Here is a 23,520-nt window from a genome sequence, read left to right as displayed (position 1 = left end):
CGAGCAAAATTTAAATTTTTGAAATGGAATCGTATGCGACTGCCTTGTTATATGCAACACCCTTTTTTATAGGCCTTGTTCTTATCGAAATACTTTATGGCCGTTATGTAAAGGATCAGAAGCACAATCTCATGGATACCGTGAGCAGTTTGAGTTCCGGTCTTACCAATGTGGTAAAGGATTCACTTGGACTTGTGGTTATCCTTGTCAGTTATCCATTTTTATTGGATCATTTGGCCTTGATAGAGATCAAGGCAACATGGTTGGTTTGGGTCGTGGCTTTTATTGCCTTGGATTTTGCAGGGTACTGGAATCACCGATTAAGCCATAGGATAAATTTTTTTTGGAACCAGCATGTAATCCATCACAGTAGTGAAGAGTTTAATCTGGCATGTGCCCTTCGCCAACCTATATCGAACCTTTTGGGGTATTATGCACTTTTATTGATTCCAGCTGCACTTTTGGGTGTGCCCAACACCGTAATTGCCATATTGGCGCCCATTCACTTGTTTGCTCAATTTTGGTATCATACACAACATATTGGCAAAATGGGTATTTTGGAATACGTGATCGTTACGCCTTCCCAGCACCGGGTGCACCATGCCATAAATCCAGAATACATCGATAAAAACCTCGGACAGATATTTTGTATTTGGGATAGAATGTTCGGAACTTTTCAAGAGGAGTTGGATGAAGTTCCTCCGCAATATGGGGTGTTAAAACCTGCTAACACATGGAATCCTATTATTATAAATTTTCAACATTTATGGCGATTGATGCAGGATGCATGGCGCACCAAAAGTTATTGGGATAAAATTCGGATTTGGTTTATGCCAACGGGGTGGCGCCCAGAGGACGTAAAGGAAAAGTACCCCATTTCCATAATCCAAAATGTGTACAACTTTAGTAAATATCAACCAGAGGTAACATCAACTTTAAAAACATACGCCTTGTTTCAACTGATCGTGACCACCTTTTTAATGCTGTTCATGTTTTACAGTTATTCCGAAATTGGTTTTGATGGATTATTGCTGTTCGGTGCCTTTATTTTTGTTGGGATTTATGGATATACAACCTTAATGGACCGAAAAAAATATGCGATTTGGATTGAAGTAGTTCGTGGACTTGGAGGATTGGTCTTTATTTATATTACCAATGATTGGTTTGGGGTGAATAGTTACTTTTCAATCGGGAGTTATCTAATTGCACTCTATTTTTTGATAACTATTTTTGGGGCTGTCTATTTTACTTATTTTGAAAAATCGTTGGTGCGCCCAGATTTGGCGGCCTAGAGCGATTTTAACTCTTTTTCGACCAGTTCCACATATTTTTCCATGGCCTCCTTAACACTTATTCGCTTGGCTTGGAACAGTGCATTGGCTTTAAACGCGTTTATTAGTGGCGTTCTGCTACCGGGGTTTTCGAAATTCTTGTTGGCAATTTTAAAGTACGCATAGAGCTTCAACAAAAGATCCGCTGGTAAAGGATCAGTGTAGTCGTTTACAAAGTCAACAGCATCGTTGAATCTCTTTTGTAGCTCTTCATCAATCATTTTTTGGTCTTAAGGATGCAATACATGTACGTGCGCCAACCACTTTTTGGTTCAATTTAACGGTAATATCACAATCTAGAGGCAACAATAGGTCTACTCTAGAGCCAAATTTTATAAAACCAGCATCTTCGCCCTGTGTAACTTGTTCGCCTTCCTCGGCATAATTCACTATTCTTCTGGCCAATGCTCCTGCAATTTGCCTGTATCCTATTTCCCCAAACTTTGGTGTGTGGAGCACAATGGTGGTGCGTTCGTTCTCGGTACTGGATTTGGGATGCCATGCCACCAAATATTTTCCGGGATGGTACTTGGAATAGGTAACGGTACCACTTGCGGGATATCTTGTGACGTGCACATTAACCGGCGACATAAAAATGGAAACCTGCTTTCTTTTTCCTTTAAAATATTCCGGTTCCTCAACTTCTTCGATTACCACTACCTTACCGTCCACAGGCGCCAATATTTCATCAAAAGTAGGGGTCACCAATCTTTTTGGGTTTCTAAAGAACTGTAAGATGGCGATCAATATGATCAGTGCGACAATCTGAACGGCATATCTGATCCATTCAATATCGATAAAATATTGTGCGGCCAAAACGCCGGCTACCACTAGAAAAAAAGTGGTGATAATAATTTTTTGCCCCTCTTTATGAAACATAGGTGAATATATTTAAGATCAAATACGCAAAAGGTGCAGCAAAGACCAAGCTGTCCAATCGGTCCCAAATTCCGCCATGTCCTGGTAAAATAGCTCCGCTATCCTTAACTCCGGCCATGCGTTTAAATTTAGATTCCAACAAATCCCCTAGACTTCCTGCTACCACAATTAAACATGCCATTGCCATCCATTCGATTAACGAAAGCCGTGTTTCGTACCACGATAAAAAATAGGCCGCGGCCAGTGCAAAAATAAGACCTCCTACAGAACCTTCAATGGTTTTTTTTGGTGAAACGGCAGGAAAAAGTTTAGTTTTTCCCACAGTTCTTCCTACCAGGTAGGCAAAAGTATCGTTTACCCATATCAAAATAAAGATGCCCATGATCAAGAATTGAGCAAATTCATCAATTTTATAGGGTATCATGGTCAAAAAAATACAACCTCCACCAATGTAAAGCAGACCGATCAAGAATTTCTGAACAGGAGTAAAGTTTCTGGGAGCTTTGGTAAAGAGAAATACCAATAGGGCCAGATCCACTGTTATGGTAAAAAACATGAGCAGGTTGATCGCTGCACTGTTCTGGGTCAGATAAATAAAAACCCACCAGAGTGCCAAATAAGCCACGAATACATAATAACCTTTAAGGCGTACGATCCGCTTGTATTCGTACAGGCACCCCAAACCAAAGGTCATAAACAAAAAATCGAATGCGTCCGAACTTAAAAAAACCGCGCTCAGTAGGAGTACAACATAAATTACCCCTGTAATGGAGCGTCTTAATACCTCTCTCATGTATTTAAAAATCTTCTAGGAGTAAAAGATATACATTTTTTGAGGCACTTCCGTAGGAAAGGAAATCGTCTTTGTTTTCCGCTGTAGGCTGAAAGTGCTTTAAAGTGGTGATGTTGTTCGGGATATTTTTTTGATAGCGTTCCTTGATAATTTTTAAGGCTTCGCTTATGGAATCCACTAGTTGGCTGGTAGTGGCAAATACCACTAAATTGGATGGAAGTTCATCCAATTTCTTTTCTTTTATCTGGTTGGAACATACCAAAATTGAGCCATTGTGAGCCACTAGATGTTCGCAAGTGGTAAAGAAAATCTCGCTTTCGTTTCGATTGTGGGTAAAGTCTATTTTTTCCGTGGCAAAACGAGTTTCCAATCTTGGGTCCATAGTAAAAAACAGATGGTCTTGCCAATCGTTCTCGGAAACAATGTTCTCCAAGGCTTCCGATACCTCTGCAAAATCTTCGCAATAGATAAATTTACCACCGTTCTTTTTAAAATAGATGGTAAATTTTTCATCAACGGGAATTTTTAAATCCGGCATATGGTCACCACGGGTTTCCGTAGTCTCCTTGGAAACCTTTTTTCCTCCTCCGAATAGTTTTTTAAAAACTCCCATTTATGGCACTTGTGCTTGTCTATCTAATCAATAATTGTGTTTTGATTGGATGATTCCTGATATATTTTTTATTTAGCTGGCTCTAGTTCTTCTTCTTGCTTTTCGAATGGACGTTGGCCAAATATTTTTTCCAGATCATCCTTAAAAATAACTTCTTTGTCCAAAAGTCTTTCGGCCAATTCGGTCAACTTGTCCTTATTGTCCTCGAGCAATTTTATGGCACGTTGATATTGCTTTTCGATGATCTTGGAAATCTCCTGATCGATTTTTTGTGCTGTTTCCTCGCTATAAGGTTTGGTGAAGCCATATTCGTTCTGACCGGATGAATCGTAATAGGTGATGTTCCCCAATTCATCGTTTAATCCATATATGGTAACCATGGCCCTGGCCTGTTTGGTCACTTTTTCCAAATCGCTTAAAGCTCCGGTGGAAATCTTATTGAACATTACCTTTTCAGCGGCTCTACCTCCCATGGTGGCACACATTTCGTCCAACATTTGTTCTGGACGCACAATTAAACGTTCTTCCGGAAGGTACCAAGCGGCCCCCAACGATTGTCCTCGGGGTACTATGGTTACTTTAACCAAGGGCGCAGCGTGTTCCAACATCCAGCTTACGGTTGCGTGACCAGCTTCGTGGAACGCGATGGTTTTCTTTTCCTCTGGGGTAATGATTTTGTTTTTCTTCTCAAGACCGCCTACAATTCTATCCACTGCATCCAAGAAGTCTTGCTTGGTTACCGCCTTTTTCTCTTTACGGGCCGCAATAAGGGCAGCTTCGTTACAAACATTTGCAATGTCCGCTCCTGAGAAACCTGGTGTTTGTTTGGCCAAAAAGTCCAAATCCAAGGTTTCTGCCGTTTTAATGGGTCTAAGGTGAACTTCAAAGATTTCTTTTCGTTCGTTAAGATCTGGCAGGTCTACGTAAATCTGACGATCAAATCGTCCTGCACGCATCAATGCTTTGTCCAGTACATCGGCACGGTTGGTCGCGGCAAGTACAATTACGTTGGTATTGGTGCCAAAACCATCCATTTCGGTCAACAACTGGTTCAAGGTGTTCTCGCGTTCATCGTTGGAACCTGTAAAATTGTTTTTGCCCCTTGCGCGTCCTATGGCATCGATTTCATCAATGAATATGATGGCAGGTGACTTATCCTTGGCCTGTTTAAAGAGGTCACGGACTCTGGATGCACCCACGCCTACGAACATCTCCACAAAATCGGAACCGGATAAAGAGAAGAAGGGGACCTTGGCTTCACCAGCAACGGCTTTTGCCAATAAGGTTTTACCTGTTCCGGGAGGTCCTACCAATAGTGCGCCTTTAGGTATTTTACCTCCCAAGGAGGTATATTTGTCAGGGTTTTTTAGGAATTCCACAATTTCCTGAACTTCCTCTTTGGCTCCTTCGAGACCAGCTACATCTTTAAAAGATGTGCGTGTATCCGTTTTTTCGTCGAATAATTTGGCCTTTGATTTTCCAATATTGAAAATTTGACCGCCCGCGCCACCGCCTGCACCACCGGACATTCTACGCATTAGGTAAATCCAGATGCCGATGATCAGTGCGAAAGGAAGCAATGTCAGGAATATTTCTCCAATAACATTGGATTCTGTATCGAACTCGACGATGGTATCGAGGTTGTTTTCTTTTTTTATCTCCGTTATTTCGTTTTGGAAAATCTGCAGATCGCCATAATCCAAAACATATTGGGGAACCAATCCGGCAGATGGTAAAAGTGGTTTTTCTGCCACTCCCTTGTGCACATCTTTGTTCAAAGCTTCCTCTGTAAGAAAAACTTTGGCTTGACGGGTGTTGGTGATGATGACTATTTTTGAAATGTCACCGTTCCGTAAAAATTCCTGTAATTCGGAGGTTGTGGTCTTTTCCGTGCTCGAAAAACTGTTGCCTCCAAAAAATTGGAAACCAATGATCAATGCGATGACCACACCATATATCCACCACGAACTAAAACGTGGTTTTTTTGGAGCATTATTTGGGTTGTTTTCTTTTGCCATTTTTTTCTTAAGAATTGTAACTGCTTTCTACCATTGTGACTTTGGCGTCTCCCCAGAGTCCTTCAATATCATAGAATTCTCTAATATGTTTTTGGAATACATGCACAACAACATTTACATAGTCCATTAGCACCCATTCGGCGTTTTCGGACCCTTCAATGTGCCATGGTTTATCATGTAAAGTCTTGCTGACCTTTTTCTGTATGGATGAGACAATCGCATTTACATGCGTGTTGGAAGTACCGTTACAGATTATGAAATAGTCGCAGACCGTGTTTTCGATTTCCCTTAGGTCCAGTAGATTTATATCAACTCCTTTAACATCTTCTATTCCCTCCAGAATCAAGGCAATCAACTCATCTGCGCTAGCTTTCGTTTTCTGCATTCAAAAAATTTAGATTTTACAAAGTTATGTTTTTTTTGTTTTCTTAGCCTTAGTTTTTAACAAATCATAAAGGCTTGCCATATTGGGAAAACAATTTCAAATACTCAAACTTGATGCCACGGACTCCACAAATTTGTTTTTACGGAATTTGCTGCGTTCGGAAGATCCGCCGGATTACACCGTAGTAGTGGTCGATAAACAATTGAAAGGCAGGGGGCAAATGGGGACTGTTTGGATGTCCGAAGGGGGAAAAAACCTTACTTTCAGCGTGTTGCGAAGGTTTGACGCCTTTGGTGTAGAGCATCAATTTGTGTTGAATATAGCAATTTGCATGGCCGTGAGCGATGTGCTAAAAGCTTTGGGAGTGCCCAATGTGAAGGTAAAATGGCCGAACGACATTATGTCAGGTTCTGTAAAAATTTGTGGAATTTTAATTGAAAATGTACTCAAAGGTTCCATTATTGCCCAATCCATTATTGGTATTGGGTTAAATGTTAACCAAACTATTTTTGAAGGTCTGGAAAAGGCTTCTTCCCTAAAAGTGATCACGGGTAAAGATTATGATCTGGATGAGTTACTCCAAAAAATATTGGAGCGGATACAATATCACCTTAATGGGATCGAGGCAAAGACTGTGGGCCAATTGTTACCTGCATACGAAGAAGTCCTTTTTAGAAAGGATAAACCATCCACTTTTATCTCCCCAATTGGGGATATGTTCGTTGGGTACGTGCGAGGGGTGTCACCATCGGGAAAGTTGGTGCTCGAACTTGAAGATGAAATTTTTAAGGAATTCGACCTAAAGGAAGTAACGCTGCTTTACTGACCTATTTTATCCATATTATTGGATAAAGTGCCAATAAAATTGGTTATGGGTGCTTTGATCATCATGGCCATCATGGCATTGAACTCTCCTTCAAAACTAAGTCCCACTTCGCTTTCGTTTTCTTCCAATGCGGTAATATCTGCGGTAAGGGTAAAGGGAAGTTTATCGCTTGCCGCTCCCAGAACAACTTTGTCGTGCGGGTTTTGTTCCTTTAACCGGAGTACAATCTCGGGCATACCTTTTAGGGCAAATTTAAAAGTGTTTTCGTCCAATACTTCAAACTTGTCAATATTGTCCGGCATTAAAGTTTCAAAGTTTTTGATGTCGGTCAAAAATTCGAATACTTCTTTGTTGCTTTTGGCTACTTTCTTTTTTGGTGATTCAATGTGCATGGTAAAAAATTATTTCCATTCTTGTGGGTTGGACTTCCACTCCAATAAGGTTTGTAACTGGGTTTCTTTGATATAGTTGGTTTCTGATGCTTGCTCTACCAGGTTTTCGTAGTCCGATAGCGTATGCAGTTCCACGTTTTCTTTTTTAAAGTTCTCGGCGGACACGGGAAAGCCGTAGGTAAAGATGGCGATCATGCCCTTAATGTCTGCATTTTGCTCTTTTAAGGCCTTGACCGCATTGAGGCTGCTATTGCCAGTACTGATCAGGTCTTCTATCACCACAACGCTCTGTCCTGGCTCAAAGTGTCCTTCGATCTGGTTTTGTCTACCATGTTCCTTTGGTTTTGGCCTAACATATACAAACGGGAGTCCGAGGGCTTCGGCAACAAGAATGCCAATGCCAATGGCCCCAGTGGCAACTCCGGCGATTACGTCCGGTTTTCCGTAGAGCTTTTCTACCTGTTTTGCCATTTCTTCCCGAACAAAGTTTCTGATCATAGGGTAGGACAACATAATTCTATTGTCACAATAAATGGGAGACTTCCAGCCCGAAGCCCAAGTGAATGGATTTTCAGGTTCCAACTTAATTGCATTAATTTGCAGCAACAGCTCAGCTGTTTTTTTTGCGATTTGCTTATCTAAAACCATTGCGCAAATGTATGAAGTTTTTGTTAATGAGGCTCCACTGATTTTAACAAACGAGCGCCCCGAGGATTCCAATGGTAATTTGTTTTCTTTGGATGGTGATTCGATCGTTGAGGCCATCAGACTTTTGTCCAAAAAGAAGATAAGGAAGGCCTATCTGTACCATCCGGATGAAACGGAGATCCTAAAGCTTTTTATGCATAAAATCCCTGTAGTGGTCGCTGGTGGTGGTTTTGTGATCAATAAGAAAGGTAAGGTCCTATTTATTTTTAGAAACGGAAAGTGGGATTTGCCCAAAGGAAAAGTGGATAAAGGAGAGTCCATAGAAAATGCCGCAATACGTGAAGTAGAGGAAGAGACCGGCGTGCAAAATCTAAAGATTGAACGGTTTTTACGTACAACTTTTCATGTTTTTAAAAGAAACGGAGAGTATCGTTTAAAGCAGACGCACTGGTTTATTATGTCCACCGATTATGCCGGCAAATTAGTGGCGGAAAAGTCCGAAGGAATCAAAAAAGTGAAATGGAAGGGCCCCCGAAAGACCAAAAAGGCTTTAAAAAATTCTTACCATAACATTAAGATTCTGTTTGAGGATTGGCCGTTTATTTAGGAAGCAATCTTGACGCATCGCTATTTTTTTCTATACGATAAATGGGATAGGCAAGGTAGGCTTCTTCAAAATGTTCCGAACGTTCAAAAATCCAATTAAGTTGCGCATACCAGTTATTGGCAAAATTGAGGTCTCCTCCTTTTTTGGTCTCAAACTCCTGTAATAGAATAGAATCTTTTTGGAGCATTTCCAAGGCAACGTCTTCAAAAACATAAGGGGAAAACCCTTCTTTGCGTTGAAGAACCGTATCAAAAAAGTTCCAATTAAAAAAAGAATCCGCACCTTGTGGTTCCAAAGTTTCCAGCAAATAACGAATGCCCGGCTGTTGGGTTGGGACCAATATGTCTCCTTCCCTGAAATGAACTTGCTTTGTCTTGGCCTCTACTGTGGTGTTGGAGTGGAGGTAGTGCCCTTCGTATGGTGCTCTACGGGTATCGTAACCAGTGATTTTATAGGCTTCAACGGACAATGTGGTGTCCTTTTTTAATGGTGTGTATTGTATTTTATTGGCATCCAATCGTTCTATTACCTTTTTCCAACTTTTCTTTACAATGTATGCGGCAGGAACGATAACGGTATCCAAGGGATAATAGTGATCCATGTATACGGTCTCTTTGGTAAAGGGTTTTTCCCGATTGTATTTTAATCTTGGTAGGCCGGTGACTTCGCTAACAAGGGTTTCCGCCTCGTATCCCTTAAAATTTAGAATAGAGGTCTGGGTCGTATCCACTGCCCAATTAAAGTAATATTCGGAGAGTTCCAGATTGTTCTCCAAAGTTTCTTTGCGAACTGTTCTTATGTTCTCGTGCTCTGCCTCCACGATTTCTATAAGGCTGTGCATTAGATCATAGGTGCCTTCTACACGTTGTTTGTATGGTTTTAGCATATGGGTTTCTACCATGAGCCCCAATGTGCTCCAAAGTGTGGTGTAGCCGGTGGAATACCGTGGGTGGTCCATAAATTGACTGAACCCCATCTCTGGCGGTGTGTTAAAAACGTTCACGTAAGGGGTTATGTCCCATTCTTTATCCGATAACGAATCTTCTAGGTTTGGCATTAAGGTTTTGTGCAGGTACTGGCCCATTTTTCCACCAAGCTTGTTGTGCTGGGTAAAAAGGTGCGTTAGGGTATATTGGTAATCTGCACCGTTACTTACATGGTTGTCTATAAAAACGTCGGGTTTTACCATGTGGAAAATTTGCGCGAACGTTTTAGCGTTCTGAGTATCCATTTTTACAAAGTCTCTATTAAGATCGTAGTTCTGTGCATTACCTCGAAAGCCGTATTCTTCAGGTCCGTTTTGGTTGGCCCTTGTGGTTGAATTTCTATTGAGTGAGCCACCGATATTGTATATGGGAATGGTTACCAAGACCGTTTTTTTGGGCAGGTTTAATTCTCCGGTGGCAAAATCTCTGTAAAGCATCATGGTGGCATCGATTCCATCGCTCTCTCCGGGATGGATTCCATTATTTATAAGTATGATGGTTTTTTCCTTCCGAATATTCTCGTAATTAAAATCTCCATCAGGATTATAGGTGACCATGTGCAAAGGGTAACCACTGTCCGTTGTGCCTATGGTGTGCAAGTTGATTTCGGGAAATTCCTTCGCGAGTCGAATGTAATAATCGATAGTTTGTTGATAGGTTGCCGTTTCCTTCCCGTCCGACAGTTCAAAGTGGGTAGGGTAAGAAGATTTTTCGTCCTGTGTTTCCGATTCGCAGGAGATAAAAAGAACTAGGGCCAAAAAGAGTACTAAGTGCTTCAAAATATTTCGGGAACGTTAAGGCACCATTAAGTGCTGGTTTGTACCAAAAATACAGAATATTATAGTTTATGAGGCTATCTCAATAAAGCCAAGTTCGTTGCTTTCAATTTTAAAGATCGGTTTGTTCTTAAAATTGAGGTTGAACGGGCACCTGTTTTTAAAGCCGCTCCATTTTTTATAGTCCAAGGGGTCTATGGAAGAAGTGATCATATTTACTGTAATATGTTCTTTTGGATCGGCATTTATCAAAGCTTCAAGGAACTCCCATCCATCCATTATGGGCATGTTGATATCCAAAAAGATTACATTGGGCGCGGCCAATCCTTTTTCCATCCGTTCTTTGTAAGCTTCTTGGGCCTCCAATCCATTTTGGAAAATCTGGATATCGTTACATTCCACCGCGGATTTCAACATTCTTTTTATGCCAAATACGGTAATTGGATCGTCGTCCACTATAAAAATACAACTAACTTTCTTCATTAAAATACACATTAAATGTAGTGCCTTTATCTACCTCACTTTGCACTGTTATACTTCCGCCCATGGCTTCTATTTGATTTTTTACAAGGTATAGCCCAAAACCTTTGGCATCTTTTCTATTGTGAAAGGTTTTGTACATGCCGAAAACTTTGTCCCCGTATTTTTCCAGATTTATCCCGATCCCGTTATCCGATATGCTCAACAGCACGCTCTCTTTGGACTGGACCGCGTCTATAGTGATCAGGGATTCCCTGTTCTCACTTTTGTATTTGACGGCATTGGAAACAAGATTTAAAATAATGCTGTCCAGATAGGCCGGAACACAATTTACTTGAATGTTCTCCGCGACATTATTGATTACATGGGAGCCGTTCTTTTGCAGTAAGGCGGATAGGTTTTGTAAAACATTGATGATATTACGCCTTAGGTTCAATGGTTTTTTGGTCTCAGAGGTTTTTGTGTTAATGTCCACGACCTCGTTTAGGTTGCCCAAAGTTTCCAATAAATTGTCCGAGGCCTGCGATAACATTTTTATAATGCCTTGCCGTTCCTCTGGATCGTTCTCAGCGTTTAAAAACTCCAAGAGCATGGAAAAATTAGCGGAGTGGGACCTTAAATTATGGGAAACAATATGTGCAAAACTGATAAGTTTCTGGTTTTGCAGGGAAGTAACCTTGATCAAATCCCGCAATTGCTCCTCCTTTCTTTTCATGGGGGTAATGTCCAAACTGACCCCTATAAGTCCACAGACCTTGCCTTCTAGGTCAAAATAAGGGATTTTTGAGGTTAGGTAATTGGTGGTTTTACCATGTAATATGCTTACTGTTTCTTTTCCGATGATAGGGGTGAGGTTCTTCATAACATTAAGATCCTCTTCCCTCGAAATTTTGGCAGTTTCCTCATCGTATTGTTCAAAATCGGTGGTTCCGATAATTTCCTCTGCTGTTTTGCCCAGATAGTTACATTCGCTTTTGTTGACCAATATTTTTCTGGTGTTCAAGTCTTTCACATAAACGTTCAGCGGAAGACTGTCCACCAAGGTAGTTAAAAGTTGTTGGTGCTCCTGGACCTTTGTTTCGGCCAACACTTTTTCGTGAATATCTTTAAGGGTTCCATATATCTTAATGGCTTCTCCATTCTTAAGAACCGGTTTGCCGGTCACCCGAACCCATCTTTCTTCGCCTTCAAAAGTTATCAATACTACTTTGGCATCAAATGGTTGATGGTTGACTATGGAATTATGGAAAAGCATAGAAATCTTGTTCTGGCTGTATCCTGTTTTGTAAAAATCGATGGCTTCTATCGTGGTGGGCTGAAAACAGTCGGGAACTTGGTGAATACGCTTGGTCTCTTTGCACCAAGTAAGTTCTTCCTTTATCACATCAAACTCCCACCAACCAGTGTGCGATACTTCCATTTTGGTGTCCAAAATGGTGTTCAGCCATTTGATTTCCTCTTCTTTTTTTACTTCTGATGTAATATCGTCGGTCTGGATGATGGCACCGATCACATTCTCCTTATCATCGAACCAGGGGGCAAAACTACTTTTTAGGTACCGGATGCCCGCTGGGTTTTCCAATTGGTGTTCTAATGTGAACGATTTTTGTTCTGCCAGTCGCAGCTCTAGATCCAGAATCTCTTTGTAGAGGGAAAAAACATTGGTATTGGAGGTGTTGTCCTGTGGTGGCAATCCAAAAATATCGAGCCAAGCACTGGATGCATCCAGCAAAATGCCTTTTTGATCAAGAAGCGCGGTTGCCGTGGGCAATTGCTTCAATAAGTAAAACTGGTCGATTCTTTTAACTGTTTTCAAACTCGGGGGAAGGTTTAAAACGTTATGCTATTTATTAATTGATGCCAATGTAAAATTATTGGCTTATCTAATTGATTTATTGTTGTGAAACTGTCCCAAAGTGTTGTATTATCCTGAATGGACAATGTTTCATCTAAAAATAAATTGTAAGAAAAGACTTAAATAAGTTTGTTCCCCCTGAAATCGTGAAATTTATGGTTTTACCACGACCGTTTCGGGTACCAATCCTGAGTAATCCCCACCATTCCTGATAACATCCCGCACAATGGAAGAGCTTATAAAGGACTTTCCGGAGGAGGTCAATAGAAAAACAGTTTCTATTTCCGATAACTTACGGTTGGTATGTGCAATGGCCTTTTCAAACTCAAAATCCGCCGGGTTCCGCAATCCCCGCAATATAAATGTGGCATCTATTTTCTTGCAAAAGTCGACCGTCATCCCTTGGTAGGTGGTCACTTTAATTTTTGGTTCATCCTTGAACGCTTCCTCGATAAACCGAACTCGTTCCTCCAAGGAGAACATATATTTTTTGTCGGCATTTATACCTATGGCAATTACCAATTCGTCAAAAAGGGTGACTCCTCTTTTTATAATATCATAATGGCCTAATGTGAGTGGGTCAAAAGACCCAGGGAACAATGCGCGTTTCATGGTGTGGTATAAGGTTTTTAAAAATACGGTTTCTATCGCAAAGCTTCAACAATGGCGCTATCAAAAAGCGATTCAAGGGAGATGCCTGCAGTTTTCGCCTGTTGCGGCAATAAACTTTCCTCCGTTAGTCCGGGGGTTGTGTTTATCTCCAATAAATGGGGTACATCACCGATAAAGATAAATTCACTTCGGGTATACCCTTTTAGTCCCAAGGTCGTATAAATAAATTCGGCCAACTGTCTAACGTTCTTCTCTTGTTTTTCGGAAATACGGGCTGGAGTTATTTCTTGTGATTTGCCCATATATTTAGCTTCGAAATCGAAGAAATCGTTTTCAGAAATAATTTCTGTGGCCGGCAATACGGTAACCTTTTTATTATAGGTGATTACCCCGACGGAAACTTCTGTGCCATCCAAAAAGGATTCTATAATAATCTGGTGATCTTCCTTGAAGGCATTGGCAATGGCTTGGTTTAGATCCTCTTTTTTGTGGACCTTGGATACGCCATAGCTGCTACCGGCCCTATTGGCTTTTACAAAACAGGGTAGCCCAACTTTTTCTACAATGGCATTTTCGTCGATGGTCTGGCCTTTGTTCACAAAAAAGGAAGTGGCACTAGGGATTCCATAGGGTTTCAAAGCGCTCAAAAGATCTCGTTTGTTAAAGGTGAGTGCAGCCTCATAATGGTTGCAGGATGTCTGCGGAATGCCCACAAGTTCAAAATAGGCCTGCATTAGTCCATCTTCGCCAGGAGTGCCGTGTATTGCGTTGAAAACACAATCAAAAAAAATTTTTTTGCCATCAATGGTTATACTGAAATCGGATTTATCCAATGTATGCCTTTCATCGGTGTTGTCCAGATAATACCAGTTTTCTTTGGTGATTATAATTCTGTAGGCATTGTATTTATTTGTATCCAGATATTTGTGGACCACGTTTCCGCTCTTTATGGAAATATGGTGTTCGCTGGAATAGCCGCCCATTATAATGGCAATGTTTTTTTTCATTTATCGGTAAATTATCACAAAGCCAAAATAAAGAAAAAAGGGTGGGCTTTCCTATCTTTGTTCCGTTAAGGTGAAATACATGAAGAATTTTTTCAACTTTTTAAAGAGCAAGACTTTTTTTATCCAACTTGGATTGGCGGCAATAGCTATAGTTGTTTTGGTGTTCGTTGCATTGCAATGGCTCAAGGGCACTACCAATCACGGGGAATTTGTGGAGGTACCGGATTTCTCCAAAATGTCGGTTATGGAAATGCGAAAAGCAGTGGAGGAAGCTGGTCTCAGATATCAGGTTTTGGATTCATCCAACTACAATCCCGAGTATCCAAGATTTTCAATTTTGGAACAAAACCCTCCTGCTGGCAACAAGGTAAAGGCCAACCGTAAAATTTATTTTACGGTAAATCCATCAGGATATAAAAAGGTAAGTGTACCGGATATCATTCAGGTTACCCAACGTAATGCTGCATCTATGCTAAAGGCCGTAGGGCTGGATGTGGAGCGTGTTACCTATATTGATGAGTTGGGCAAGGACATGGTGTACAACATGAAGTTTAAGGGGAAGTATATAAAGCCGGGCGACAGATTGCCCAAAACCTCCAAGGTGGAATTAATTTGTGGAAACGGGACCATTCCCGGCAGTGCAAGGGTAAAGGCAGACTCCAACTAACTATGGATATTTCGGAAAACCAGGACGAACTTTCTCAGGATGATCTTTATGAGCATTATGCCTTTGTGGCATCTAAGGGCCAAGACCCTTTGCGAGTGGATAAATTTTTGATGAATTTTATTGAGAACGCCACTCGTAACAAGATTCAACAAGCGGCCAAAAAAGGCCATATTTGGGTAAACGACTCCATTGTAAAACAAAATTACAAGGTAAAAGCAGGGGATGAGGTGAAGGTTATGTTCGAGCACCCGCCCTATGAGTTTTTGTTGACCCCGGAAGATATACCATTGGACATTGTTTACGAGGACGACATACTTTTGGTGGTGAACAAACCGGCAGGCATGGTGGTGCACCCGGGGCATGGAAATTACTCGGGTACCTTGATCAATGCCTTGGTGTACCATTTTGAAAACTTGCCCAATAATAGTTCGGATAGACCTGGTCTGGTCCACCGGATCGATAAAGATACCTCCGGATTATTGGTAATTGCCAAAACGGAAGCAGCAATGACCCACTTGGCGCAACAATTTTTCGAAAAAAGTAGTGAACGGGAATATGTGGCCTTGGTCTGGGGCAATGTAACCGAAGACGAAGGTACCATTGAAGGGCATATTGCACGAAACCCCAAAAACCGCCTACAGATGATGGTTTTTCCGGAGGGAGATGAAGGAAAGGAAGCTGTGACACATTACAAGGTATTGGAGCGCTTTGGATACGTTACACTGGTGTCCTGCAGGCTGGAAACCGGTAGAACCCACCAAATTCGGGTCCACATGAAATATATAGGCCATATCTTGTTCAATGATGAGCGCTATGGAGGCGACAGAATTTTAAAAGGGACCACCTTTACCAAATACAAGCAATTTGTGGAGAATGCTTTTAAGGTATTGCCAAGGCAAGCTTTGCATGCCAAAACATTGGGCTTTGAGCATCCGGTAACAGGCAAGTTTATGCGTTTTGATTCCGATCTGCCCGAAGATATGGTCCAGTGTATCGAAAAATGGCGCGGTTATGCCAAGCATCACGAATCATAGGTTTCTTCGATCCTAAGATTGAAAACACCATTGGCCCATCTGTCCAAATAAGTAAAATCCTCGTTATTTTTACAAAAAATGGAACCATATGAAAATTGTGATATCACCGGCAAAGTCACTTGATTACGAAACCACTTTGCCCACATCAAAATATAGTCAGCCCCAATTTTTGGAACAAGCCGAAAAGCTAAATGCGGTATTAAAGAAAAAGAAGCCCAAAGCCCTATCGGAACTTATGTCCATTTCCGATAAACTTGCGGATTTGAACTGGGAGCGCAATCAAAATTTTGAATTGCCCTTTACCGTTGACAATGCAAGGCCGGCAGTGTATGCTTTTAACGGAGATGTGTACCAAGGTCTGGATGCCTATACCATTCCCGAAGATAAATTGGACCGTTTGCAAAGTACGCTGCGGATATTATCCGGCCTGTACGGTGTTTTAAAACCTTTGGACCTAATGCAGCCATACCGATTGGAAATGGGGACGCAGTTAAAGGTAGGCCGTAAAAAAAATCTGTACGAGTTTTGGAAAGATCAAATTACCAATGCCTTGAACAACGAACTTGAGGAAGATGAACTATTTGTAAACCTTGCAAGCAACGAATACTTTAGTGCAGTAGATGCCAAAAAACTTAAAGTGCCGGTAATAGCACCGGTTTTTAAGGATTGGAAGAACGACAAACTCAAAATCATCAGTTTCTTTGCCAAAAAAGCACGTGGATCTATGGTACGGTACATTATTGATTCCGGTGCCCAAACATTGGATGACATCAAGAATTTTGATTATGATGGCTATTTGTACAGCGAGGAACACACCGTAAAGAAAGACCAGCCAGTTTTTATTCGATAAAACTTTGGTAAGATCAAAGTAATTTTTAAGTTGTCACAACCAATCACGTTGTTACAATAAGGTACGACGTGCTTCAAATTGTGATACGTTTAAATTTAACCCAAAGGTTACGTATAATTCGCGAACTTTGGGTGTTCGTCCATGATAACATCAACTTAAAATAAATACATGCAGCAGACTAAACGGTTAGAGGAATTTAAAAAAACGGTAACCAATAAGTTCAACATTTACAACAGTCTTTTTTTGAGCTTGCCCTATAACAATATAGAAAATGTAGGGGTTCTTATCCCATTATTGCTAGATCAGTGCGAGAAAGGCTTAAAAGAAGGTAAAGATCCCCAAGAGATTTTAGAGGTGTTTTTTACCAATTTTGTGGATATCAAAGACGAACGGGAGCGGTTGGACTTTATGTTCAAGATCGTGCAGTATGTGGAACGCCAAGTGGTACTTTACGATAGTGTGGAGGATTCGGCCTTCTCCAAACTTCAAAAATACAGTAGCTCTTTGACCATTAAGGATTATTTTGAATTGGTGAACCGCACCAAAAACTGGGACAAGGTCTCCAAAAAACTCTCCACCTTTAGTGCGCGAATTGTTCTGACCGCGCATCCAACGCAGTTCTATACCCCCGCCATATTGGATATTATTGCAGAATTGCGCACTTTGATCGATGAGGACAGGATTCATGATATTGACGTAACCTTGCAGCAATTGGGGCTTACCTCACTGATCAATGCAAAAAAACCAACGCCTTTGGACGAGGCAAAAAACATTATCTACATACTTCGTAATACGTATTATGATGCCGTTGGCGAATTGTACCAATATGTAAAAAGTAATATTCGGGACGATAAGTTTAATAATTACAATCTGATGAAACTCGGATTTTGGCCTGGTGGCGATCGTGATGGGAACCCCTACGTAACGGCCGATATCACCAAACAGGTGGCGGATGAATTAAGGCTTACTTTAATGAAATGCTATTATAACGAATTGAAGGGCCTTCGCAAAAAACTTACATTCAAGGATATGCAGGTAGACATCAATGCGTTGAGCGATAAGCTGTACAAAGCCATGTTCAACCCAGATGTGCTTGTTTCTTACGAGGAAATCATCGCCTGTTTAAATGGTGTCCGCGAAAAACTGATTGCCAATTATCACGAATTGTATTTGGACGAGTTGGATCAGTTTATGGATAAGGTACATATTTTTAAGACACATTTTGCCACCTTGGATATCCGTCAAGATCACAGTAAGCATTTGTTGGCCGTGGAAACTGTGCTAAAAAAGCATGGAGTTATCAAGGAAAACGTACACGAGTTGAGTGAAGGGGAACTGGTAAGGCTCTTGCTCAAAGAAAATTTTAATCTCGACCCAAAGGACTTTGAAGATGAGATTGTAAAGGACACCATTACGAATATCCAAAACCTAAAAGCGATACAAGAAAAAAACGGTGAAGAAGGCTGCAACCGATACATCATCAGTAATTCGGAAGATATTTTTTCGGTCTTGTTCGTGTTCGGTTTGTTTAGGTGGAGTGGATGGGACGAGAAAAAGATCACATTTGACATTGTTCCACTGTTCGAGACCATGAAAGGTATGGACGCTTCAGAAAAAGTGATGCAAACCTTGTTCGATATTCCACAATATAGGCAACATCTGGAAAGAAGAAGGGACGTACACACCATAATGCTCGGATTTTCCGATGGTACCAAAGATGGGGGGTACCTAAAAGCCAACTGGTCTATTTTAAAGACCAAGGAAACCTTGAGCAAAGTCTGTAAAAAGAACGGTATCGCCGCTATTTTCTTTGATGGTAGGGGAGGACCGCCAGCACGTGGTGGTGGTAAAACACACAGATTCTACGCCGCACAGACCAAGGATGTGGCCAATCATGAGATTCAGCTTACCATTCAAGGGCAGACCATTACCAGTACCTATGGGACCAAAGAGCAGTTTATCCATAACTCCGAGCAGTTGCTCACCGCTGGATTGAGCAATAACTTATTTGGCAAGGAACTCACTATCTCCGCGGCACAACGTAAATTGATAGAGGAACTCTCGGAACTCAGTTTCGACAAATACGATGCTTTAAAACAGCACGAGAAATTTATGCCCTATCTGGAGCACAGAAGTACATTAAAATATTATACCAAGGCCAATATTGGCAGTAGGCCAGGAAAGCGCGGAAACAAAAAACAGCTAACACTTTCGGATTTACGCGCCATATCTTTTGTGGGGTCGTGGAGCCAATTAAAACAAAATGTTCCCGGTTATTTTGGATTGGGTACGGCCATTAACAAGTTAAAAGAAGAAGGGCGACTGAACGAAGTAAAAAAGTTGTACAAAGATGTCCCATTTTTTAGAGCTTTGATGCACAACAGTATGATGTCCTTGGCCAAGTCCAATTTTAACCTGACCAGTTACATGAAGGAAGATCCAGAGTTCGGAGCTTTCTGGAACATTTTGAACGACGAGTTCCAGTTGTCCAAAAAAATGCTGTTGCAGATTTCGGGAGATAAGATTTTGATGGAGGATGAAGCCGTATCGCGGGAATCCGTTAAAATAAGGGAGCAAATTGTATTGCCCTTGTTGGTGATACAGCAAAATGCCCTGTACCATATCACACAAAATTCTGAATACAAAGAATTGTACGAGAAAATCGTTACTCGTTCCTTATATGGAAATATCAATGCCAGCAGAAATTCGGCTTAGGGGAATTTTTTTTGTGTATTTTTATGAATAAACAATATAATCCTAGCTTCAAGTTTATCAAATGACAAAACTACCTCATTTGAGAAGATTATTTCATAATCTGTCAATTGTATTTACAATGTTTTTATTTTCCTGTTCCAATGACCAGGATAAAGGAATGGAATTAGAACAATTGGGCACTTTGGAAGTAATGGCGGTTTACGAAAGCGGAACCGCTATGCCAGATGTTACTGTTACCACTGTACCTAGAACTAAAGAGAAAATAACCGATGTAATGGGAAAGGTTGTATACAACAATATACCCATTGGAAAATATGAGGTTATTCTCACCCCTTCGTTTTCTGATGTCAGCGTCTCAGTTGATGTAAATGTGCAAGAAAATCAAGTAGTGGTCATCGAAGCTGTTATGGCGCCTGACCCTATTTCAGAAATTCCAATTGACTTTGATGTTTTTTTGAAGAATATATATGACCAGTTGAAAACAGAATTTTTGTTCGATGCCAATGGTTATTCCCATTATTGGGGTGATATTGGAACAGGTGTGACCAGGATAAACCCTAATTCGATGGGTAGATTTGGCGATTTGGATAATTACTATTTTCAGTCGAGTAACTATGTAATCAACGAAGTATGGTCAGAGCATTATAGAGTTATTAATCTTACGAATATAGGTTTGGAAGAGCTAACGGACTTAGATTCAGCATTGAATGGGGAAGTGAATACAGTTCACTTAGAATCCGAGTTTCGTTTCCTGCGAGCACTATTGTACTTCAATTTGGTTAAACTTTACGGAAATCCTGTTTTGGTCACTACAGCAGGTGTAGACCCTGATAATCCGCCAACATTTGAACAAGGTAGGGAAGTTGTATTTGAACAAATTGTAGAGGATTTAACATTTGCGCAGCAGAATTTGTCCTCTGGATTGGGCAAAGAAAAAGCATCAAAGGAAGCTGCCACTGCTCTACTTGGAAAAGTTTACCTTACGATGGCAGGTTTTCCTATGAATCAAACTGATAAATATAGTCTTGCGTTATTGGAATTGGAGAAAGTTGTAGGGAGTTATACTTTGGAAGAAAACTATTCGGATGTTTTTTCAATCCAAAATGAAAGTTCGAATACAGAGGTTATTTTCGGTATTGGTTTTGATAACTCGGGCAATTATAGTGTCTCTTGGGGGCCTATGGGTATTTCATTAAGCGATCGTTTATTGTTGGTTCCTAATTTTATAAATTCCTATTTTGAGAAAGAAATGGAACCCTCCGAACCGGTTAGTTTTCCGATTGAAAATAGCGATTCGAGATTTCATCAAAATATAGCCACTTTTTCGTTTGATGATGGGAATTTAATAGATGAAACTTTAATGGAAAATTGGCGACCATATAAATTTATAAAGGAAGTCGAGGAAATCAGTGTATTGAATTCAGAGTCATTTGATTACCCCTATTTAAGAGCAGCTGACGTGTATCTAATGATAGCAGAGGCCGAAAATAAGCTGAATGGTCCTACAGCTAAAGCATATAATGCTTTGAATTTGGTGAGAAGAAGAGCTTTTGGCGATTTGGAGCATGATGCTCAAAGTGGGTTGACTCAAGAAGAGTTTTCTAGCCTAATTTTAAAGGAAAGACGTTTGGAGTTTTGTTTGGAAGGACAATTTAAGGATGACCTTATTCGAATGAATGCTCTTGAGTCCGAGATATTGGAATACAATCAAAATTACCCAGAGTTGGCAAGGGACTTTCAAAATCACGAATACATCTGGCCCATACCTCAGGGAGAAATGAGCCTGAACCCGGATGTGGTTCAAAATGAAGGTTATTAAAATTGGATTTTGACTACACTACCTTTTAAACATACACATCCTTATAAACCGTTTTTGTTATCGCAGGCCACTAAATTGATCGTAGGTACCCTGCCTCCCCCACGGTTTACCACAGGTGACCTAAAACCACAAGATGTGGATTTTTGCTATGGCAGTTGTAACGGACAGTTATGGCCCATTTTGGATAGAATATTCCAACTGGGATTAACTTATGAAACTACAGATGAGGCGGTACAACAGCGAAAACAGTTCTTGGTCAAGAACAAAATAGGGGTTTGTGATATTGTGGAAAGTGCCGATAGGGAAAAAATAGATGCATCCGACATCGGAATGCAAAATGTTGTGCTACGTGATTTAGTCGGATATTTACAAAAGTACCCGAATATCGATACCCTTTTGTTTACAGGCGGGAATAGTAAAAATGGTCCCGAATATTTCTTTCGCAGGCAACTAAAGGAGTATAACTTAAAACTCGATGTGGTCTCCGACGACGTGCCCCGAATTCATCATTTGGAGTTGCCGATCACTCCGAGTACAACGTCAGTGCGAGGGCAGTCGAGAACCATTAAAACCGTTTCGCTGACTGCACCTTCGGGAGCTGCCAACCGAGCTATGGGAAGTTTACAGGCCTACAAGCAAATGAAACAAAAAAATCCAGCATTCAATACACTGGATTTTAGGGTACTACAATATCGCGAGTTCTTTTAATCGATTTTACTGGAGAGAATACTATAAAATGTCTTTATTCCATAAGCCAACTGGCCAATCTTTATATTTTCGTTGGGACTATGTTGGTTGTTGTCGGGGTTTACCACGGGAACAATAAAGGCAGGAATCTTTAATTCGTTCACAAAGGGGGATATGGGGACCGTACCGCCCATGGTGCGTATTTGAATGACTTCCTTGTCAAAACTGTTGTTTAAGGTATTTACTATAAAATTACCATATGGGTCATTTAGATCCGTACGGAACGCATCCGTAACACCCCTCTCTTTTACGGTAACAATTTTATCGAATTGCAAACGCTCTTCTTTGGAAGGCTCGTGATCTAAAACTTTATAGCCTTGCTGGGCTATATGATCTTTCACCAATTGTTTTAGCCGATTTCCATCGCTTTCTACCACCAATCTTAAATCCAGTTCCGCAGTTGCACTTTCGGGAACAATGGTGCGCGCTTTTTCTCCAACCCATCCAGAACTTAATCCGCGAATGTTCAAAGAGGGATATTGCAGGGCTTCTTGGTAAAAACTTCCTACTTTTTCCGAAGTTTTAAATTGGAGGTTTTCGGCAATGGCCGCATCGTTATCGGGTACACTTTTTAATATGGAATCGGTGGTTTTGTCAATAGTTATACCGTCATAATAGCCGGAGATCGTTACCCTTCCTTCGGCATCTTTCATGGTTGCCAATAATTGTGCTAACTGAAAACCTGGGTTTGGAGCATAGTTGCCATAATGTCCGCTATGTTGCGGTTTAATGGGGCCGTATGTGGTTAGGGTCAAAGTGGTGATACCACGGCAACCATAAACTACAGTAGGGTTTTCGGACGCGTGTACAGGTCCATCCACGATCATTAAAAAATCCGACTCCAAGAGTTCACGGTATTGTTTCACAGCTGCCGGCAAAGGTTTACTGCCTTTTTCTTCTTCACTGTCCAAAATCACCTTTATATTAAAAGGTATGTCCTTACCATCCTTTTTAAGTAGGTCCATGGCGTTCAAAAGCATCACGATCGGCGATTTATCATCCGAAGTAGATCTTCCGAACAAACGCCAATCATAATTGATGTCGTCTCCAAGTTCGTCAAAAGACATGGTTTCAAAACCATCATCCTTCGGGGCCTTTAATACCACATTGTACGGGTTGGGTTGGTTCCATTTGGACGGGTCCACGGATTGACCATCAAAATGCATATAAATAAGAACCGTTGGCTTGTCCCCGCTCATGGGCGTGGCGGCAAAAAACAAAGGAAGACCATCGGTTTCCAATACTGCCGAGTTAAACCCTCTATCGCCAAACTTGCGCTTTAACCACATTATGTTACGATCTATGTCGGCTGCGTCCAGAGCATCGTTGGGGATAGCTATAAATTCCCGTATTTCGTTAATGGCATCGGCGACCTGGGATTTAATGGCCACTTCATCTTGGGCAAAAACAGAAAAAGTAAGGCATAAGGTTACTATGGGCAGTATTTTTTTCATGACAAATCAATGTTGATCTTTAAAGT

The 23,520-nt window shown here is 40.9% G+C and carries 23 protein-coding genes; 9 read left to right on the top strand and 14 right to left on the bottom strand.

The features are described from left to right. The first annotated feature begins 23 nt into the window (after window positions 1-23). Window positions 24-1,292: a sterol desaturase family protein gene (locus tag ACXAFK_RS12965; protein ID WP_474958024.1), complete on the top strand. Its 1,269-nt coding sequence runs from the start codon at window positions 24-26 to the stop codon at window positions 1,290-1,292. Here the strand turns inward: ACXAFK_RS12965 and ACXAFK_RS12960 are convergent. The 6 genes from ACXAFK_RS12960 to rsfS form a co-directional block, all read right to left on the bottom strand. Next, the gene (locus ACXAFK_RS12960) at window positions 1,289-1,552 is read right to left on the bottom strand and encodes an acyl-CoA-binding protein (RefSeq protein ID WP_224837646.1); all 264 of its coding nucleotides are present in this window, start codon (window positions 1,550-1,552) and stop codon (window positions 1,289-1,291) included. The two genes, ACXAFK_RS12965 and ACXAFK_RS12960, sit on opposite strands and share 4 nt — an antisense overlap. Beyond that, complete coding sequence (locus ACXAFK_RS12955) at window positions 1,545-2,210, bottom strand: phosphatidylserine decarboxylase family protein (protein ID WP_474958023.1); 666 nt, start codon at window positions 2,208-2,210, stop codon at window positions 1,545-1,547. Before ACXAFK_RS12955 ends, ACXAFK_RS12960 begins: the two co-directional genes overlap by 8 nt. Next, window positions 2,200-3,003: a phosphatidate cytidylyltransferase gene (locus ACXAFK_RS12950; RefSeq protein WP_474958022.1), complete on the bottom strand. Its 804-nt coding sequence runs from the start codon at window positions 3,001-3,003 to the stop codon at window positions 2,200-2,202. The genes ACXAFK_RS12955 and ACXAFK_RS12950 overlap by 11 nt, the downstream gene beginning before the upstream one ends. 4 nt (window positions 3,004-3,007) lie before the next feature. Next, window positions 3,008-3,616 carry an LUD domain-containing protein gene (locus ACXAFK_RS12945; RefSeq protein ID WP_252080297.1) on the bottom strand — a complete coding sequence of 203 codons (609 nt, stop codon included), beginning with the start codon at window positions 3,614-3,616 and terminating at the stop codon, window positions 3,008-3,010. A 68-nt stretch (window positions 3,617-3,684) separates the two neighbouring features. Further along, entirely contained in the window at window positions 3,685-5,634 is a 1,950-nt protein-coding gene (gene ftsH, locus ACXAFK_RS12940) for an ATP-dependent zinc metalloprotease FtsH (protein WP_224837650.1), read from the bottom strand. Window positions 5,635-5,641: 7 nt separating this feature from the next. Further along, window positions 5,642-6,019: a ribosome silencing factor gene (gene rsfS / locus ACXAFK_RS12935; RefSeq protein WP_224837651.1), complete on the bottom strand. Its 378-nt coding sequence runs from the start codon at window positions 6,017-6,019 to the stop codon at window positions 5,642-5,644. 82 nt (window positions 6,020-6,101) lie between these two features. Between rsfS and ACXAFK_RS12930 the strand changes: the two genes are divergently transcribed. Next, window positions 6,102-6,845: a biotin--[acetyl-CoA-carboxylase] ligase gene (locus tag ACXAFK_RS12930; protein WP_474958021.1), complete on the top strand. Its 744-nt coding sequence runs from the start codon at window positions 6,102-6,104 to the stop codon at window positions 6,843-6,845. On the opposite strand, the gene ACXAFK_RS12925 is transcribed toward ACXAFK_RS12930, so the two are convergent. Together ACXAFK_RS12925 and pyrE are read right to left on the bottom strand one after the other, a co-directional pair. Beyond that, window positions 6,839-7,237 carry an SRPBCC family protein gene (locus ACXAFK_RS12925; RefSeq protein WP_224837653.1) on the bottom strand — a complete coding sequence of 133 codons (399 nt, stop codon included), beginning with the start codon at window positions 7,235-7,237 and terminating at the stop codon, window positions 6,839-6,841. The two genes, ACXAFK_RS12930 and ACXAFK_RS12925, sit on opposite strands and share 7 nt — an antisense overlap. Window positions 7,238-7,246: 9 nt before the next feature. Then, window positions 7,247-7,885 (bottom strand): orotate phosphoribosyltransferase, encoded by a 639-nt coding sequence (pyrE, locus tag ACXAFK_RS12920; protein WP_224837654.1) that lies wholly within the window; start codon window positions 7,883-7,885, stop codon window positions 7,247-7,249. Window positions 7,886-7,892: 7 nt separating this feature from the next. Here pyrE and ACXAFK_RS12915 point away from each other — a divergent pair, with 7 nt between their 5' ends. Continuing rightward, window positions 7,893-8,492: an NUDIX hydrolase gene (locus ACXAFK_RS12915; RefSeq protein WP_224837655.1), complete on the top strand. Its 600-nt coding sequence runs from the start codon at window positions 7,893-7,895 to the stop codon at window positions 8,490-8,492. Here ACXAFK_RS12915 and ACXAFK_RS12910 read toward each other — a convergent pair. The 5 genes from ACXAFK_RS12910 to ACXAFK_RS12890 all read right to left on the bottom strand — a co-directional run bounded on the left by ACXAFK_RS12910 (window position 8,485) and on the right by ACXAFK_RS12890 (window position 14,208). Next, entirely contained in the window at window positions 8,485-10,257 is a 1,773-nt protein-coding gene (locus ACXAFK_RS12910; protein WP_474958020.1) for a M14 family metallopeptidase, read from the bottom strand. The genes ACXAFK_RS12915 and ACXAFK_RS12910 overlap by 8 nt on opposite strands. Before the next feature lie 66 nt (window positions 10,258-10,323). Continuing rightward, window positions 10,324-10,737 carry a response regulator transcription factor gene (locus tag ACXAFK_RS12905; protein ID WP_474958019.1) on the bottom strand — a complete coding sequence of 138 codons (414 nt, stop codon included), beginning with the start codon at window positions 10,735-10,737 and terminating at the stop codon, window positions 10,324-10,326. After that, window positions 10,724-12,550 carry a PAS domain-containing protein gene (locus tag ACXAFK_RS12900; protein ID WP_474958018.1) on the bottom strand — a complete coding sequence of 609 codons (1,827 nt, stop codon included), beginning with the start codon at window positions 12,548-12,550 and terminating at the stop codon, window positions 10,724-10,726. The genes ACXAFK_RS12905 and ACXAFK_RS12900 overlap by 14 nt, the downstream gene beginning before the upstream one ends. Window positions 12,551-12,742: 192 nt before the next feature. Beyond that, entirely contained in the window at window positions 12,743-13,201 is a 459-nt protein-coding gene (gene coaD / locus ACXAFK_RS12895) for a pantetheine-phosphate adenylyltransferase (RefSeq protein WP_474958017.1), read from the bottom strand. Between the two features lie 32 nt (window positions 13,202-13,233). Further along, entirely contained in the window at window positions 13,234-14,208 is a 975-nt protein-coding gene (locus tag ACXAFK_RS12890) for a D-alanine--D-alanine ligase (protein WP_474958016.1), read from the bottom strand. A 79-nt stretch (window positions 14,209-14,287) separates the two neighbouring features. Between ACXAFK_RS12890 and ACXAFK_RS12885 the strand changes: the two genes are divergently transcribed. The 6 genes from ACXAFK_RS12885 to ACXAFK_RS12860 all read left to right on the top strand — a co-directional run bounded on the left by ACXAFK_RS12885 (window position 14,288) and on the right by ACXAFK_RS12860 (window position 22,001). Beyond that, on the top strand, window positions 14,288-14,875 hold the full coding sequence (locus tag ACXAFK_RS12885) for a PASTA domain-containing protein (RefSeq protein ID WP_224837661.1): 588 nt from the start codon (window positions 14,288-14,290) through the stop codon (window positions 14,873-14,875). A 2-nt stretch (window positions 14,876-14,877) separates the two neighbouring features. Next, complete coding sequence (locus ACXAFK_RS12880) at window positions 14,878-15,909, top strand: RluA family pseudouridine synthase (protein WP_474958015.1); 1,032 nt, start codon at window positions 14,878-14,880, stop codon at window positions 15,907-15,909. A gap of 88 nt (window positions 15,910-15,997) precedes the next feature. After that, complete coding sequence (yaaA, locus tag ACXAFK_RS12875) at window positions 15,998-16,759, top strand: peroxide stress protein YaaA (RefSeq protein ID WP_474958014.1); 762 nt, start codon at window positions 15,998-16,000, stop codon at window positions 16,757-16,759. A 168-nt stretch (window positions 16,760-16,927) separates the two neighbouring features. Continuing rightward, entirely contained in the window at window positions 16,928-19,474 is a 2,547-nt protein-coding gene (locus tag ACXAFK_RS12870) for a phosphoenolpyruvate carboxylase (protein ID WP_224837664.1), read from the top strand. A gap of 157 nt (window positions 19,475-19,631) precedes the next feature. After that, window positions 19,632-21,293 carry a RagB/SusD family nutrient uptake outer membrane protein gene (locus ACXAFK_RS12865; protein WP_474958013.1) on the top strand — a complete coding sequence of 554 codons (1,662 nt, stop codon included), beginning with the start codon at window positions 19,632-19,634 and terminating at the stop codon, window positions 21,291-21,293. 9 nt (window positions 21,294-21,302) lie between these two features. Next, a complete protein-coding gene (locus tag ACXAFK_RS12860; RefSeq protein WP_474958012.1) occupies window positions 21,303-22,001 on the top strand; it encodes a uracil-DNA glycosylase family protein in 699 nt (232 codons plus the stop codon). On the opposite strand, the gene ACXAFK_RS12855 is transcribed toward ACXAFK_RS12860, so the two are convergent. Continuing rightward, the gene (locus ACXAFK_RS12855) at window positions 21,998-23,494 is read right to left on the bottom strand and encodes a M20/M25/M40 family metallo-hydrolase (protein ID WP_474958011.1); all 1,497 of its coding nucleotides are present in this window, start codon (window positions 23,492-23,494) and stop codon (window positions 21,998-22,000) included. The genes ACXAFK_RS12860 and ACXAFK_RS12855 overlap by 4 nt on opposite strands. Between the last annotated feature and the right edge of the window lie 26 nt (window positions 23,495-23,520).

This window comes from Flagellimonas sp. ABD4_174 (assembly GCF_056160185.1).
The sequence above is the reverse complement of the archived record's forward strand: the minus strand, read 5'-3'. Positions and strand labels throughout refer to the sequence as shown.

Excerpts from the sequence above, each read along its gene's own strand:
- ACXAFK_RS12965 (WP_474958024.1), top strand. The coding sequence starts at position 24 with ATGGAATCGTATGCGACTGCCTTGTTATATGCAACACCCTTTTTTATA.
- ACXAFK_RS12960 (WP_224837646.1), bottom strand. The coding sequence starts at position 1,552 with ATGATTGATGAAGAGCTACAAAAGAGATTCAACGATGCTGTTGACTTT.
- ACXAFK_RS12955 (WP_474958023.1), bottom strand. The coding sequence starts at position 2,210 with ATGTTTCATAAAGAGGGGCAAAAAATTATTATCACCACTTTTTTTCTA.
- ACXAFK_RS12950 (WP_474958022.1), bottom strand. The coding sequence starts at position 3,003 with ATGAGAGAGGTATTAAGACGCTCCATTACAGGGGTAATTTATGTTGTA.
- ACXAFK_RS12945 (WP_252080297.1), bottom strand. The coding sequence starts at position 3,616 with ATGGGAGTTTTTAAAAAACTATTCGGAGGAGGAAAAAAGGTTTCCAAG.
- ftsH (WP_224837650.1), bottom strand. The coding sequence starts at position 5,634 with ATGGCAAAAGAAAACAACCCAAATAATGCTCCAAAAAAACCACGTTTT.
- rsfS (WP_224837651.1), bottom strand. The coding sequence starts at position 6,019 with ATGCAGAAAACGAAAGCTAGCGCAGATGAGTTGATTGCCTTGATTCTG.
- ACXAFK_RS12925 (WP_224837653.1), bottom strand. The coding sequence starts at position 7,237 with ATGCACATTGAATCACCAAAAAAGAAAGTAGCCAAAAGCAACAAAGAA.
- pyrE (WP_224837654.1), bottom strand. The coding sequence starts at position 7,885 with ATGGTTTTAGATAAGCAAATCGCAAAAAAAACAGCTGAGCTGTTGCTG.
- ACXAFK_RS12915 (WP_224837655.1), top strand. The coding sequence starts at position 7,893 with ATGTATGAAGTTTTTGTTAATGAGGCTCCACTGATTTTAACAAACGAG.
- ACXAFK_RS12905 (WP_474958019.1), bottom strand. The coding sequence starts at position 10,737 with ATGAAGAAAGTTAGTTGTATTTTTATAGTGGACGACGATCCAATTACC.
- coaD (WP_474958017.1), bottom strand. The coding sequence starts at position 13,201 with ATGAAACGCGCATTGTTCCCTGGGTCTTTTGACCCACTCACATTAGGC.
- ACXAFK_RS12890 (WP_474958016.1), bottom strand. The coding sequence starts at position 14,208 with ATGAAAAAAAACATTGCCATTATAATGGGCGGCTATTCCAGCGAACAC.
- ACXAFK_RS12885 (WP_224837661.1), top strand. The coding sequence starts at position 14,288 with ATGAAGAATTTTTTCAACTTTTTAAAGAGCAAGACTTTTTTTATCCAA.
- ACXAFK_RS12880 (WP_474958015.1), top strand. The coding sequence starts at position 14,878 with ATGGATATTTCGGAAAACCAGGACGAACTTTCTCAGGATGATCTTTAT.
- yaaA (WP_474958014.1), top strand. The coding sequence starts at position 15,998 with ATGAAAATTGTGATATCACCGGCAAAGTCACTTGATTACGAAACCACT.
- ACXAFK_RS12870 (WP_224837664.1), top strand. The coding sequence starts at position 16,928 with ATGCAGCAGACTAAACGGTTAGAGGAATTTAAAAAAACGGTAACCAAT.
- ACXAFK_RS12865 (WP_474958013.1), top strand. The coding sequence starts at position 19,632 with ATGGAATTAGAACAATTGGGCACTTTGGAAGTAATGGCGGTTTACGAA.
- ACXAFK_RS12855 (WP_474958011.1), bottom strand. The coding sequence starts at position 23,494 with ATGAAAAAAATACTGCCCATAGTAACCTTATGCCTTACTTTTTCTGTT.